The following is a 14,760-nucleotide window of genomic DNA, read 5'->3' as shown; positions in this document are numbered from 1 at the left end:
GCAGGGCAGTAGTGGTGACGACGGGTCCTGCTCAGGAGCGGTGTGCCGTCTCGGTGGCCGTGTCGGCGGCTGTCAGCCCGAAGACGAGGGCTGAGGCGAGGCCGCCCGCGTAGGCGCGGTGCCACAGGCCGCCGGTATCCGATCCGGCGGCGAGGAGCCCTCCGATCGGCCGGCCGTCCTCGCCCAGCACGCGAGCCCGGTCGTCGATGCGCACGCCGTGGAACGGGAAAGTGATGGCCGGCACCGTCTCGATGACGTAGTACGGCGGTTCGTCCAGCGGCAGGCGGTCCAGTTCCCGGCCGGGCACCGGCTCCGCTCCTACGGAGGCCTGCTCGTTGAAAAGCTTGACGGCGTTGCGGATGGCCTCGCCCCGGTAGCCCCATTCCTCGGGCAGGTAGGCCAGTTCGTCGAGGTCTTCGGCGAGTCCGACGCGGCCGCCTCGTTTGCTGGCCAGGGCGAACTTGTCGACGGCTACGGCGCCCTCGACGTACGAGCCGACGATCCAGTCGCGGAACACCCGGGCATCGGCGATGAGCAGACCGCGGCCTTCGGGCTGTTCCAGCAGGGCCATGGCCGTGAGGTGGTCGCCCAGCGTCTCGTCCACGAACCTATCGCTCTGCAGATTGAACAGCAGGGCGTGTTCGCTGTAGTAGAGCGACATGTCGACGAAGTCGGCCGGGTCGGCGAAGGGGATGCCGCTGGGGATGAGGTGGCCGTAGAAACCGGCGTCGTCGCCGCCGGTGGCCGCGCCGGCCTGGGTGGCCAAGCGGTAGCCGCCGCGGCTGTGGGGGTTGGAGCGGAGCTGCATGCGGTCGGCGTGGGGGTGCACATGCGCGGTACGCAGGGCGAGGTCGCCCTGGAATCCGCCGGTCGCCATGAGCGTGGTGCGGGCCCGCACGTGCCTGCGCGTGCCGTCGGCTGCCGTCAGGTCGGCGCCGACCACGACTCCGTGCTCGACCACCAGCCGTTCGGTGTCGGTCCCGAGCAGCAGCTCGCCACCGCCTTCGACGATGAGTCGTCGGCAGGTGTCGACGTAGTGGTTGGTGTCGAACTGGTGCCCGCGGCCGAAGCTGAGGATCCGTTGGGCGTCCTTGGCCTCGACGCCGATGGAGCGGATCCAGGCGATACCGTCGGCGAACCTGTCCACCAGCGCGCGCTTGAGCGCGATGTCGCCGCGCGGATTGTGCTCGTCCATGACGTCGTGGCTCGGAGCGGTCCACGCGTAGCCGGCGAAGCGTGCGGAGCCACCGACGTCCGTACCGATCTCGACAATCACCACGGACAGGCCGTTGCGGACTGCGCGGGCGCCGGCGGTGAGCCCCGCCATTCCCGCACCGATGATCAGCAGGTCGACGTCGTCCGTGTGCACGCGGCTCTCCTCCGGGCCAAGGGATCGGCTCTCCAGCGAGTCCCGCTGGTGTTCGCCCTGACAACCAGCTAGCAAAACCGAATCCAATTCAAAGTGCAACAGTCGTGCTCGGATCAGTGCATGCTACTTCTACCGGCAAAGCGCAGAACACACTGCGTTGTGGGGGCACAAGTCTCGGTTCGCCAGCCCGGGCGACCGAAAACCGGCTCCGGCACACTTCTTGACGCCAGTTCAGTTCAATTCCTAGCTTGAGGGGCCTGCCAGGGATCCATTTCGCGCGGCGCTGTCCGCACGACCGGACCGGCATCTCGGGTCGCCATCTGCGGAGGAGAAGAGAATGGGAACCCTCGACGGAAAAGTCGCCTTCATCACGGGAGCCGGCCGCGGCCAGGGAAGGTCGCATGCCTGCCGGCTGGCGGAGGAGGGCGCTGACGTCATCGTGCTGGACATCTGCGCGGACGCCGTGGAGACGGTCGGCTATCCGCTGGCCACCAGCGATGATCTCAAGGAGACCGTCGCGCAGGTCGAGGCACGAGGGCGTCGCGCGTTCGCGGGCACAGCGGACGTACGCGACCTCGGTCAGGTTCAGAAGGTCGTCGACGGCGGCCTCGCCGAGTTCGGCAAGATCGACATCGTCTGCGCCAACGCGGGCATCGGGTCGTGGTCCGTCAGCTGGGAGATGCCCGAGCGCGTGTGGAAGGACATGATCGACGTCAACCTGACCGGTGTCTTCAACACCGTCCGTGCGGCGCTCCCCTCGATGGTCGAGCGCGGAGAGGGCGGCTCGGTCGTCCTGACCAGCTCGACGGCAGGCCTCCTCGGCTACCTCAACACGGCGCACTACACGGCGGCCAAGCACGGGGTCATCGGGTTCATGAAGGTGCTCGCACAGGAGCTGGGGCCGCACGGCATCCGCGTGAACGCCGTCTGTCCCACGACCGTGAACACACCCCTCGTCGTGAACGCCCCCACCTTCGAACTCTTCGCCCCCGCCGTCACCAATCCGACGGCAGCCGACGTCCACGAGCCCTTCGCGGCCCTCAACATCCTTCCGGACGTCCCGTGGATCGAGCCCGAGGACGTCTCGGAGGCCGTGGCCTGGCTGTGTTCCAAGTCTGCGCGTTACATCACGGGCGTCGCCCTGCCCGTCGATGCCGGCAACACCGTCAAGAAGGGCTGACAAAGAGAGCGGCGAAGGCGGATGCTCCTGGAGGCCGCTCACGGCACAAGACCGTGAGCGGCCTCCGCTTGCCTCCGGGCGTCTCGCCGGGCGTCGGCTTCACCCCTGTGCGGCGGCCATGGGAGCGTCGTCCTGCCCGTCGAAGTAGGCCTGTTCGGCGCGGGCGAGGAACGCCGGGTCTGCGGGTTCGCCGCGGACGGCGATGCCGCCTTCGTGCAGCACGACCACCTCGTGGCAGGCGGACGCGGCGCGGCCGAGTGACTGCTCGAGGAGGACGACGGTCATGCCCTCGCGGGCGAGCCGGCCGACGCGGGCGTACACCTCGTCGACCATCGCAGGGGACAGGCCGAGCGCCGGTTCGTCGACGATCAGCAGGTCCGGCCGCGCCATCAGGGCGCGGGCGATCGCCAGGATCTGCTGCTCGCCCCCGGAGAGGCCGGCGGCGGGTACGCCCATCCGGTCGCGCAGTCGCGGCGGCAGCCACTCGGCGGTCTCCTCGAGGCGTGCCTTGAGATCTGCTCCCTTGATGCCGGCGGCGTATGCGGCCACCTCCAGGTTCTCCCGCAGCGACAGCGTCTTGAACAGGGCGCGGCCCTCGGGCACCAGCGCGGTGCGCAAGTCCTGGGCTGCCGCGCGCTTGCCACGGGTGGGCGGGAGTGTGCCGTGCAGGATGCGGCCGAGCGTGCTCTTGCCCGCGCCGTTGGCACCGACGACGCCGACGATGCTGCCCTGCGGAATGGTGAGGTCGACCCCGTGCAGCGCGGTCACCCCGCCGTAAGCGTGGTCCACGCCGTCCAGGTGCACGGCGGCCCGCTCGGTGCCGCCCAGGTGCGGGAGTTCCTCCCGCGCACCGCCTTCGCCCAGGTATGAGGACCGCACCCGGGGATCATCCAGGATCTTGCCGGGCTCGCCCTCGCCGATGGGCCGGCCGAAGTCGAAGGCGACCACGCGGTGGGCCACGGCGAACAGGTCGTCGAGGACGTGGTCGATGATCACGACGGCGGTGCCGCGCTGCTGCTGCCGTACGATCTGCCGCGCCAGCAGGGTGCGTTCACTGGCGTCGAGACCGCCGAACGGCTCGTCCAGGATGAGCAGTTCGGGCTCCTCGGCGAGCGCCCTGGCCAGGTCGAGGCGCTTGTGGAGGCCGAACGGGAGCTCGCCCGGGTAGCGGTCCGCGACATGCGCGAGGCCGACCCTCTCCAGGAGTTCCGCGGCTCTGGCCCGGTTGTGCGCGGTGATACGGCGACGGGTGCAGAGCACGTTCTCCTGGACGGTCAGCTCGGGGAACGTCTCGGCGTGCTGGAAGGTTCGGCCGATGCCGAGCCTCCGGCGGGCGGTGGCACGAGATTTCAGCAGGGGCTTGCCGCCGTACCGGGCGCTGCCCGCGACGCGTCCGCCTCCGACCAGCCCGGACAGCACGTTCAGCAGTGTCGTCTTGCCCGCGCCGTTGGGCCCGATGATCGCGAGGGTCTCGCCCGCCCGTACCGACATCGAAGCGCCTTCGAGTGCCTTGAGGCCCCCGAAGGTGACGGACACCTCGTCAAGTTGCAGCAGCTCCGGGCCGGCTGTGGTGGGAGCGGGCACGTGCGGCACGGGCTCTTCGGGCGGTTCGACGAGGGTGGAGGTCTGCGGCGCGGGCCGCCGCACCAGCCTGCGCGCCATCCGCCCGAGGAAGAGCACCACGCCACCCGGCAGGAACAGCAATGCGGCGATGAGTACGACGCCTTGGAGGATCGGCTGCGGAACCCCTGCGCTCTCGGCGGCCGTCGGAGCCCAGGTCAGATACGCGCCACCGACGACGGCGCCCAGCAGCGTGCCCGCGCCGCCGAGTACGCACGCGGCGATCAGGGAGATGGCCAGGGCCAGCGAGAACGGGTCCGGGCTGACGAACCCGACGACCAGGGCCAGCAGTACCCCCGCCAGCGCGGCGAACGCGGCGCTGACCGCGAAGGCGAGCGCCGACTGGGCCTCCGGCGCGATGCCGATCGAACGTGCTGCCATGGGGTGGGACTTGGCGGCGACGAGGCGCATCCGCAGTGCGCTGGGCCGGGCGAGCGCGGCCACCGCCAGGGCGATTCCGGCCACGCCGACAGCGATGTACTGCGCCTGTGAGCCGGCGCTGGCCAGCGTGCCAAGGCCCAGGGCGCTGTCCAGCTTCTCCATCGGAATGCCCTGGTCACCGCCGGTCACGGTGGTCCACTGGCCCATCACCTCCAGCGACACCATCGTGAACGCGAGGGTCAGCAGAGCCACGTACAGCATCGAGAACCGGGCGCCCGCAGACCCCAGAAATGCCCCGAAAGCCGCACTGCACGCGATCGCGCCGAGCACCACGGTCTCCAGCGACCAGCCGTGCGTACTGCCGTAGGCGGCGAAGTAGGCGCCCATGGCGAAGAACGCGGGATGGGCGATCGACCAGATGCCGGCCCAGCCCGCGAGCAGACTGACCGAGAGGACGAGGACGGTGTAGACGGCCGCGAGCCCTACGGAGTACGCCTGGTACGGCGGGATGGCCCCCGCGGCAAGCACGGCTATGAGCGCGGCCGCGGCGAGCGGCCCGAGCGCCGCCCTGGCGAGGTTGGAACGACTGAAGACAGACATGGACCGCTCCCTCAGACCCGCTGGAACGTACGTACGCCGAACAGCCCCTGCGGGCGTATCAGCAGCACGAGGATGGTGAACGTGAACACGAAGGTGTCGCGGTAGCCGGCCGAGACGTAGCTCGCGGCCAGGTTGTCCAGCACGCCGACCGTCAGCCCGCCGATGACGGCTCCGTACATGCTGGTCAGTCCGCCGAGGAAGATCCCGGCGAAGGCGCGGAACAGGGGTGCGCTGAGCACCGTCGGCACCAGGCCGGCGCGGGGCGCGTAGAGGAAGGCTGCGAGCGCCGCGAGGCCGAGCCCCAGCGCCCAGGAGATCCGGGCGATGCGCTGCGAACCGAGGCCGAGAATCTGCGCGGTGTCGGCGGACTCGGCGACGGCACGCATCGCGGACCCGATGGTCGTACGTCCGAAGAGATACGCGACCAATGCCATCGCGACCGCTGCCACGGCGATGGTCAGGAGGCTCTGGGCCGGTATCGCCGAGCCTCCGAACGAGACGGATCCCTCCACCAGGCTGGGAAAGAGCCGCGGCTGGTCGTCCCAGATCGTGCTGATGACGCTCTCCGCGATGAGCGAGACGCCCATGGTCATGACGAGTGCCGAAAGCAACTCCCCCTGCGCGAGCGGCCTGATCACCGTCTCGCGGGCGGCCAGGCCGGTCGCCACTGTCACCGCGATGGCGGCCACGGCCGCCAGGAGCAGCGGCAGTCCGCTGTCGTGCAATGTCAGCGCGGCGTACAGCCCGACGGTCGCCAGGCTGGCGAGGGCGAAGTTGACCACGTCCGTCGCCCGATAAATGATCACCAGCCCGAGGCCCATCAGGCCGTACACCGCACCACTGGCGAGACCACTCACCAGTACGAGCAGAAACTGATCCACGTCGACCGTCTCCTCGTGCCGAGCGCCCGCGGGCCCGGCACCTCGGCGCCACCGGGGCGCATTGCAAACTGAACTCAATTCGTGAACCGTAAGCATCGAGCTGCGGGCGGGCAATACCTGTGCACGAGTTGATTCGGCCGGGCGCGGAAGCCGGTCAGGCCGTGAAACGGCCGCCGTTGGCGAGCAGCACCGCGCCGACCAGGTTCGCCGCGGCGTCGCTCGCCAGGAACAACGCGATGTCGGCTATCTCCTCCGGCGTCGCGTAGGGACGCACCCTGGCGTCGGCGAGGCCGGTGCGCAGCGCCGCCGGGGTACGCGCCGCCATGCCGGTCTCGGTCGGGCCGGGCGCGACCACGTTCACCCGGATCCCGGACGCGATGACCTCCTTGGCCACGGCCTGGCTCATGGCGTGGACACCCGCCTTGGACGCGGCGTAGTGGGGGTAACCGACCGGGGTGTCGAAGGCCGAGGAGGAGCCGATGACGACGATCGCCCCCTCCCTGGCGGCCCGCATCGCCCGTACCGCGGCACGCAGCACGTGGAAGGTGCCGTCCAGGTTGACCCGCATCACACGCCGCCAGGCCGCGTCTGCGAGCCGGTCGGTCACCTCGGGCGGACGCCCCTCGGCCAGCGCGTCCGCGATCCACTGCTTGGCCTCCGGGTCGTCGACCCCGGCAGCGTGCACCAGTAGGTCGAGCCGCCCGTGCTCGCGCAGTACGTCCTCGACGGCGCCGTCGACCGCGGCAGCGTCCGCCACATCGAGTGCCAGCGCCCGACCGGCCGGCAGGTCCTTGGCGACGACTTCGGCGGCCTCGCCGTTCACGTCGGCCAGGACCACGGCCCTCGCCCCCTCTGCGGCCAACTGCCTGGCGACAGCCGCGCCCATGCCCGATCCGGCTCCCGTCACCATCGCGACCTTGTCCGCGAACCGGCCCGGTTGTGCGTCCTTGCTCATCCTCGTGCTCCTTCTCCTGTGCCCTGAGTACGTGCGCCCTGATACCTGCGCCCGGATACGTGCACCATGAATACTGAACTGACTTCGTCTCTGTTATCGTCGCCGGCGTCGAACTGACAAGACCCTGGACGGTGACCATGAAGGCGGTGCGGCTGACAGCGTGGGGACGGGAACCGGCGCTCTGCGAAGTCGAGCGGCCGGTCCCCCACGGGGCCGACGTGCTGGTACGGGTGGAGGCGGCGGGGCTCTGCCACTCCGACGTCCACGTCATCGACAGCTCCCCGGGCGCACTCCCCTACCGGCCGCCGTTCACCCTCGGCCACGAGGTCGCCGGGCACGTCGCGGCCCTCGGCCCTCACGCCGAGAGTCCGGCGGTCGGCGAACGGGTGGTGCTCTACGGGCCGTGGGGATGCGGGTCCTGCGCTCGCTGCGCCGCGGGCCGGGACAACTACTGCGATCGGCGCGAGGATCTCGGCTGGCACGGGGTCGGACTGGGCCGGGACGGCGGGATGGCCGAGTACGTGCTCGTACCGGCAGGCCGACATCTGGTGCCGATCGGTGACTTGCCGGCCGACCAGGCGGCGCCTCTCTCGGACGCGGGCCTGACCTCGCACCATGCCGTCGCCGGAGTCCGCCATGCCCTCGGTGATGACAGCACCGCGGCGGTCATCGGTGTCGGCGGCCTCGGCCACCTCGCCGTCCAGATACTCCGCGCAACCACGCCGAGCCGCGTTCTGGCAGTCGACATCCGTGAGGAGGCCCTTGCGCTCGCCCGACGCAGTGGCGCGCACGCCGGCACTCTGATGCGAGCGGACACCGCCCGCGTGCTGAGGACGCGAACCGGAGGCGTGGGGGTGGACGCCGTTCTCGACTTCGTCGGCAACAGCGCAACCCTTGAACTCGCCGCTGACATCCTCCGCCCGGGTGGGGAACTGGCGCTCGTCGGCAGCGGCGGAGGGCAGATGACGGTACGCAAGCCGGGCTTTCTGCCGCCGGGGTTCCGGCTTTCGCTGCCGTTCTGGGGCACCCGGCCCGAGCTCGCCGAGGTCATCGCACTGGCACGCTCGGGAGCGCTGCACGTCGAGGCGGAGCGCTTCCCGCTGTCCGCCGCACCGGAGGCATTCGACCGTCTACGGCGGGGCCGGGTGTCGGGGCGGGCTGTGCTGATACCCGGCTGACAGGTGCCGGGGTGAAATTCAAGGTTCCGAAGTCCGGTTTTTTCTAGGCATTCCTCTGTTCACTTCTCTATTTCATTCCTCTGCGCACAAAATGCCGCCTCCATATTCGCTCAATTCCGCCTCGAGCGCCCAGGCGCGAACCGAATGCGCTGCGGGCCGCCAGGTCCGCCCCGGCTCACCTCCCCTCCGGAGCAGGCTCCCTCCACCCACCCGCATGCAGTAATGCGAAACCGGGGCGCCTGACCTGCGCGGAGGCGCCTGAGCAGCGTCGGCCCGCCACACCCACGAGCCTCGTGTCGTGCCGACGCGCTCGCGCCCGGTCCAGGCCGAGTGGCACCCCGACCGTGGACGACGGAAACTGATCGCAATGGTTTCGTGAAGGCAATCACTCACGACCTCGTGGCTTCCGAATCCTTTCAAATTGCTTTAGCTGCTCGGCGCTCATCCTTCAGCGCGAGGACATCGAGCGTCGGTCCCCCGGCCGATGGTGGTCGAGATTCCTCAAGGAGCTTGCATGGTAGAGAAGTCTGCCGAGGTCCTCACGACCGGGCCGGATGAATCTGCAGTCATCAAGCGCGGTACGGGTACGACCGGCCTGTCGACAGACAACGCCCCGTCGACAGACAACGCTCCGTCGACAGACAACGCCCCGTCGACGGACACCGAGAGGAACTTCGCAGAGATCCTGGCCGGCGTCGTACGCGTCGAGCGGGTGTCGGTCGACAGTAATTTCTTCCATGACCTCGGCGCTAATTCGTTGGTTATGGCTCAGTTCTGTGCACGAGTCAGGAAGCGGGCGGATTTGCCGTCCGTGTCGATGAAGGACGTCTACAGCCACCAGACGATCCGGAGCCTGGCCACGGCGCTGGCCCACGCCGCACCGACCGAACCAGCCGAAACCGCCTCCGCCCCCGCCTCCGTACGCTCGTCGGTCGCGGCATCATCGGAAGCGAAACCGGCCGGAACTCTGCAATACACCCTTTGCGGAACGATGCAGCTGCTGCTTTTCCTGGGGTATTCGTACCTGGCCGCGCTCGTCACCGCCCGAGGCTATTCATGGATAGCCGCCGGGGCAAATACGATCGATATCTATCTGCGGTCGGTCGTGTTCGGCGGCGCCGGTTTCATCGCTCTGTGCACCTTCCCGATCGTGGCCAAATGGATTCTGATCGGCCGCTGGAAGACACGTGAGTTCCCCGTCTGGGGCCTCACCTATCTGCGCTTCTGGACCGTCAAGGTGCTGCTCCACGCCAATCCGATGGTCTTCCTCGTCGGCAATCCCCTGTATGTGCTGTATCTGAGGGCGCTCGGCGCGCGGATCGGCAAGGGTGTCACGATCCTCTCCCGCAACGTTCCGGTCTGCACCGACCTGCTCACCATCGGCGCCGGCACGGTGATCCGCAAGGACTCGTTCTTCCACTGCTACCGGGCGCACGCCGGCCGTATCCAGACGGGCCCGGTCATCCTCGGCCGGGACGTGTTCATCGGCGAGAAGACCGTGCTCGACATCGACACGTCGATGGGTGACGGGTCGCAGCTCGGTCACACGTCCTCGCTGCACAGCGGCCAGGCGGTCCCGGACGGCCAGCGGTGGCACGGCTCCCCGGCGCAGGCCACGGAGCTCGACTATGTGAGGGTTCCGCCCGCCAAGTGCGGCACGCTGCGGCGGGCCGGCTTCGGCCTCGTCACCGTGGGGCAGCTGTTCCTCCTCGGCGTGCCACTGGCCGTCGGGGGCCTGTACATGCTGCTGACGGAGATCCCGGTACTGAGCGACCGGCTGCGCCCGGGCTCGGCGGGGCTCACGTCGCGGGAGCTCTACGTCGACGCGCTGATCGTGTCCGCCATGCTGTTCTTCGGCTTCGTCGCCTTGGGCCTCGCCCTGTTGTTCACCGTTCCGCGTCTGCTGAACCTTGTCGTCAAGCCGGACAAGGTCTATCCGCTGTACGGCTTTCACTACTCGACGCACCGGGCGATCGCGCGCATGACGAACGTGAAGTTCTTCAAATGGCTCTTCGGTGACAGCTCTTACATCGTCCACTATCTGCGCGGCCTCGGATACGGCCTGTCCCGGGTCGAGCAGACCGGGTCGAACTTCGGCACGGAAGTGCAGCATGAGACCCCGTATCTGGTCTCTGTCGGCAGCGGCACGATGGTCGCCGACGGTCTGTCGATCGTCAATGCCGACTTCTCGAGCACGTCCTTCCGGGTGTCCCGGGCATCGATCGGGCAGCACAACTTCCTCGGGAACAACATCGCCTATCCGTCAGGGGCGAAGACAGGCGCCAACTGCCTCCTCGCGACGAAAGTGATGGTCCCGCTCGACGGCGAAGTACGCGAGGGTGTGGGTCTGCTCGGCTCGCCGTGCTTCGAGATTCCCCGTTCGGTGGAGCGCGACTCACGGTTCGACCACATGCGGACCGGCGACGAATTGCGCCGCAACCTCGCCGCGAAGAACCGCTACAACATCCGGTCGATGGTCTTCCACCTGCTTGTGCGGTGGCTGTACTTCTTCGTGCTCACGGTCATCGCCCTCGCGGACGTCGATCTGTATGCCGCCTCTTACGGGCACGTACTGATCGCTGCGTTCCTGGTGTTCTCCCTTGCGTTCACTCCCCTGTACTTCGTACTCGTGGAGCGCGCCATCGTGGCGTTCCGCGGGCTGCAACCGCGGTTGTGCTCCATCTACGACCCGTACTTCTGGTGGCATGAACGGCTGTGGAAGGTGCCCGACGAATGGCTCAACGTGTTCAACGGAACCCCTTTCAAGAACGTGATCTGGCGGCTGCTTGGGGTGCGGATCGGCAGCAGGGTCTTCGATGACGGCTGCTATCTGACGGAGCGGATGCTCACCACCATCGGGAACGACTGCACCCTCAATGCGGGTAGCAAGATCCAGTGCCATTCGCAGGAGGACGGCACCTTCAAGTCCGACCGCAGCACGATCGGCGACGGCTGCACCCTCGGTGTCGGCTCCCACGTCCACTACGGCGTGACGATGGGCGACGGCGCACTGCTCGCGGCCGACTCCTTTCTCATGAAGGGCGAGGAAGTCCCACAGCACGCACGGTGGAGCGGAAATCCGGCCGCGGAGATGCGAGATGCCATCCGTCAGCCCCCGGCACTCGTACAGAAGGGGTAGCCGGACCGTCTCGGTCGGCGGGCTCGACTGGGTGGACGACACGGTCGACCCGCCGTTCTGCCGGGAGACAACGACGACAGACGGAGCCGCCCAGACCGGCGGCGGCCAACAACACGGTGGCAACGGTGAGCGGAGAGGGACGGATCGATGGCAACGCGAGTGGATGCTGACCGGGAGTTCTGGCGCGGTGTGCTCGTCGCCGGTGGATCCACCACGATCCCGCGGTGGACGCTCCATCCGGTGCCGGGCGTCGGCGAGTACGAGGCCACGGTCCCGGACGATGTCGCCGGGGCAGTGCGCCGGTTGGCTGACGACCTCACGGTGCCGCTCGACTCCGTGCTGCTGGCCGCGCACGCCAAGGTGCTCGCCGCGTTGTCCGGCGAGCACGAGGTCACGACCGGCTACATAGCCGAGGAGCGCGGCCGGCCGTTGCCCTGCCGGCTGACGACCGAGCCCGGCTCGTGGCGGGCGCTGCTGCTCGACACCCATCGAGCGGCGTCGGAACTGCTGTCGCACAAGGACTTTCCGGTCGACGGTCTCAGGCGTGAGCTCGGCCTGACAGAACCGTCGATCGAGACGGTGATCGAACCGAATGCGACCGGAGTCGGCGGCGATCCCACCGGAGACGGTGATCTCGCCGACGACACCGTGCTGTGGCTTGGAGCCTCCCACCACGGTGACCGGCTCATACTGCGGCTGCGATACCGGACCGACGCGCTCGACACGGACTGCGCCACCAGGATCGCCGGTTATCACCTCTCCGCGCTCGCGCTCATCGCCGCGGACCCGGATGCCGAGCACGGGCGGGTGAGCCTGCTCCCCGCCGACGAACTCCGGTTCCAGCTGGAAGGGCTCGCCGGACCGCGCCGGGACCTGCCCGACGCCCGTGTGCACGAGCTGTTCGAGCAGCAGGTACGAGCGCACCCGGACGCCGTCGCAGCCATACACGGCGACCGGCAGTGGACGTACCGGGAGCTCAACTCCCGTGCCAACCGGCTGGGTCGGGCCCTGTTGGCGCGAGGACTGCGGCGCGAAAGCGTCGTCGCCGTGGTGACCGAGCGGAACCTGGACTGGATGGCCGCCGTCCTCGCGGTCTTCAAGGCCGGAGGCGTCTACCTGCCCATCGAGCCGCATTTCCCGGCCGACCGCATCGGGGCCATGCTCTCCCGCGCGGAGTGCGGGCTTGTACTGACCGAACCCGGCAGCACCACCACCCTCGACCAGGCCCTCGACTCCCTGCCGGGAGTCACGAAGCTCTTCATCGGCAGTGCCTGCGACGAGGACCATGCCGACGACGACCTCGGCATCGCGGTCGCGCCGGACCAGCTGGCCTACATCTACTTCACCTCCGGTTCCACCGGTGAGCCCAAGGGCGCGATGTGCGAGCACGCCGGCATGCTCAACCACCTCTACGCCAAGATCGACGACCTGGAGATCGCCGAGGGGCAGGTGGTCGCCCAGACCGCGCCGCAGTGCTTCGACATCTCGCTGTGGCAACTGGTCTCCGCGCTCCTGGTCGGCGGGCGGACGCTGCTGGTCGAGCAGGACGTGATCCTCGACGTCGAGCGGTTCGTCGACAAGATCGTCCGCGGCCGGGTCTCCGTGCTCCAGGTCGTGCCGTCGTACCTCGAAGTCGTACTGACGTACCTGGAGCAGCACCCGCGTGAACTGCCGGACCTGCGGTGCGTGTCCGTCACCGGTGAGGCGCTGAAGAAGGAGCTCACGCAGCGCTGGTTCACGGCCGAGCCCGACATCAAGCTGGTCAACGCCTACGGCCTGACCGAGACCTCGGACGACACCAACCACGAGGTCATGGACCACGTGCCGGACCGTGAACGGGTCCCGCTCGGTCTCCCCGTCAGCAACGTGCACGTCTACATCGTCGACGAGCACCTGAACCCCGTGCCGCTCGGCGCCCCCGGCGAGATCGTCTTCTCCGGGATCTGCGTCGGCCGCGGTTACGTCAACGACCCCGACCGCACCAAGCAGGCGTTCATGCCCGATCCGCACCGCGAGGGCGCCCGGCTCTACCGGAGCGGTGACCACGGCCGCTGGCTGCCCGAGGGCAAGCTGGAGTTCCTCGGCCGCCGCGACACCCAGGTCAAGATCCGCGGGTTCAGGATCGAGATCGGTGAGATCGAGAACACCCTGCTGCAGGTGCCCGGTGTCCGCGACGGTGCGGTGGTGGTGGCCGAGCGGGCCGACCAGAGCAAGCACCTGGTGGCCTTCTACTCAGGCCCACAGGCGCTCCCGGTCGACGTCCTGCGGGACCGGCTGGGTGAGTCGCTGCCCGCGTACATGGTGCCGTCGGCCTTCCACTGGCGGGAGAGTCTGCCGCTGACCGCCAACGGCAAGATCGACAAGAGGGCGCTGGCGTCGCTCGCGGGAGAGCTCGACGTCGTCGAGGAGTACGAGGAAGACGATCACGCGCCGAGTACGCCGACCGAGCAGCGGCTGGCCGCCGCCTGGGCGGAGGTGCTCGGCATGCCGCAGACGCAGATCGGCCGGCGGGACCATTTCTTCGACCGGGGCGGCACATCGCTGTCGGCGGTGAAGCTGGCGATCACCCTGGACCGCGCGGTGTCCCTCAAGGACGTCACCCGTCACCCGGTCCTCGCCGATCTGGCCGCGCTGGTCGACGGCAGGTCCGAGCGGCGCTCCGGGCTGCTCCAGTCCCTTTCGGAGCCGGACGGAACACCGGCCGGTGCCCTGGTGTGCTTCCCCTACGCCGGCGGCAACGCGGTGAACTTCCAGCCGATGGCCAAGGCGCTGCGGAGCAGTGGGATCGCGGTCCACGCCGTGGAGCTGCCCGGTCACGACGTGGCCGCCCACAGCGAGCCCTTCGCATCGATGGCAGACGTCGTCGAGCAGGTCGTCGCCGAGATCACCGAGCGCGGGCTGACCGGGATCATGCTGTGGGGTCACTCCTCGGGCACCGCCTTCGCCGTGGAGACGGCCAGGCAGCTTCAGGAGCGCGGGGTGGACGTGCAGCGGGTGTTCCTGGCCGCGCAGTTGCTCGGTGATGCCGCCGAGCGGCGCGACGCCGTCACCGAGCTGACCGGGCAGAGCGACACCGAGATCGCCGCGAGGCTGAGCACGGACCGCGGCTACACCGAACTCCATGAGCTGGACGCGCAGCGCGCCGAGCATGTCGGTGCCGCCTACCGGCACGACTGCGTGTCGGCACACCGCTACTTCGCCGATGCCCTCGACACTCCCCCGGCCGTGAAGGTGTCCGCGCCGGTCACCGTGGTCGTCGCCGACGACGACCCGATCACGGCGGACCACCCGCGCCGCCACCGCGACTGGCGGCTTCTGGCCGACCACGTCGACCTGCACGAGCTCGCCGAGGGGGGCCACTACTTCCTGCGTACCTGTCCGACCGAAGCGGCACAGGCCGTGTTGCGCACCGCCGAACTGCTGCCTTCTTCCTGAGCGGCACGCTGAAAGGAAACCA

General features: G+C 68.9%; 8 protein-coding genes. 4 read left to right on the top strand and 4 right to left on the bottom strand.

Annotated features, from left to right (window positions below):
• Positions 1–31: 31 nt before the first annotated feature.
• Positions 32–1,369 carry an FAD-dependent oxidoreductase gene (locus ABT009_RS02850; protein ID WP_351288833.1) on the bottom strand — a complete coding sequence of 446 codons (1,338 nt, stop codon included), beginning with the start codon at positions 1,367–1,369 and terminating at the stop codon, positions 32–34.
• Positions 1,370–1,706: 337 nt separating this feature from the next.
• Between ABT009_RS02850 and ABT009_RS02845 the strand changes: the two genes are divergently transcribed.
• Positions 1,707–2,549 carry a mycofactocin-coupled SDR family oxidoreductase gene (locus tag ABT009_RS02845; RefSeq protein WP_351288831.1) on the top strand — a complete coding sequence of 281 codons (843 nt, stop codon included), beginning with the start codon at positions 1,707–1,709 and terminating at the stop codon, positions 2,547–2,549.
• A 99-nt stretch (positions 2,550–2,648) separates the two neighbouring features.
• Here the strand turns inward: ABT009_RS02845 and ABT009_RS02840 are convergent, their stop codons facing one another.
• The 3 genes from ABT009_RS02840 to ABT009_RS02830 form a co-directional block, all read right to left on the bottom strand.
• Complete coding sequence (locus ABT009_RS02840) at positions 2,649–5,150, bottom strand: ATP-binding cassette domain-containing protein (protein ID WP_351288829.1); 2,502 nt, start codon at positions 5,148–5,150, stop codon at positions 2,649–2,651.
• 11 nt (positions 5,151–5,161) lie between these two features.
• The gene (locus tag ABT009_RS02835; RefSeq protein WP_351288827.1) at positions 5,162–6,031 is read right to left on the bottom strand and encodes a branched-chain amino acid ABC transporter permease; all 870 of its coding nucleotides are present in this window, start codon (positions 6,029–6,031) and stop codon (positions 5,162–5,164) included.
• Between the two features lie 154 nt (positions 6,032–6,185).
• Positions 6,186–6,986, bottom strand: coding sequence for an SDR family NAD(P)-dependent oxidoreductase (locus ABT009_RS02830; protein WP_351288825.1), 801 nt, complete (start codon positions 6,984–6,986; stop codon positions 6,186–6,188).
• A gap of 137 nt (positions 6,987–7,123) precedes the next feature.
• Here ABT009_RS02830 and ABT009_RS02825 point away from each other — a divergent pair, with 137 nt between their 5' ends.
• From ABT009_RS02825 to ABT009_RS02815, 3 genes are all read left to right on the top strand, one after another.
• Positions 7,124–8,164 carry an NAD(P)-dependent alcohol dehydrogenase gene (locus ABT009_RS02825; protein ID WP_351289508.1) on the top strand — a complete coding sequence of 347 codons (1,041 nt, stop codon included), beginning with the start codon at positions 7,124–7,126 and terminating at the stop codon, positions 8,162–8,164.
• Between the two features lie 514 nt (positions 8,165–8,678).
• Positions 8,679–11,303, top strand: a complete 2,625-nt coding sequence (locus tag ABT009_RS02820; protein ID WP_351288823.1) for a Pls/PosA family non-ribosomal peptide synthetase — start codon at positions 8,679–8,681, stop codon at positions 11,301–11,303.
• 147 nt (positions 11,304–11,450) lie between these two features.
• A complete protein-coding gene (locus tag ABT009_RS02815; protein WP_351288821.1) occupies positions 11,451–14,738 on the top strand; it encodes a non-ribosomal peptide synthetase in 3,288 nt (1,095 codons plus the stop codon).
• The last annotated feature ends 22 nt before the right edge of the window (positions 14,739–14,760 follow it).

The sequence above is a fragment of the Streptomyces sp. NPDC002896 genome (genome assembly GCF_040295225.1).
Lineage (GTDB): Bacteria > Actinomycetota > Actinomycetes > Streptomycetales > Streptomycetaceae > Streptomyces.
Note: the sequence above shows the minus strand (reverse complement) of the source record. Positions and strands in the feature narration are given on the sequence as shown.

Coding starts and splice junctions, on each gene's coding strand:
- ABT009_RS02845 (WP_351288831.1), top strand. CDS start 1,707: ATGGGAACCCTCGACGGAAAAGTCGCCTTCATCACGGGAGCCGGCCGC.
- ABT009_RS02840 (WP_351288829.1), bottom strand. CDS start 5,150: ATGTCTGTCTTCAGTCGTTCCAACCTCGCCAGGGCGGCGCTCGGGCCG.
- ABT009_RS02830 (WP_351288825.1), bottom strand. CDS start 6,986: ATGAGCAAGGACGCACAACCGGGCCGGTTCGCGGACAAGGTCGCGATG.
- ABT009_RS02825 (WP_351289508.1), top strand. CDS start 7,124: ATGAAGGCGGTGCGGCTGACAGCGTGGGGACGGGAACCGGCGCTCTGC.
- ABT009_RS02820 (WP_351288823.1), top strand. CDS start 8,679: ATGGTAGAGAAGTCTGCCGAGGTCCTCACGACCGGGCCGGATGAATCT.
- ABT009_RS02815 (WP_351288821.1), top strand. CDS start 11,451: ATGGCAACGCGAGTGGATGCTGACCGGGAGTTCTGGCGCGGTGTGCTC.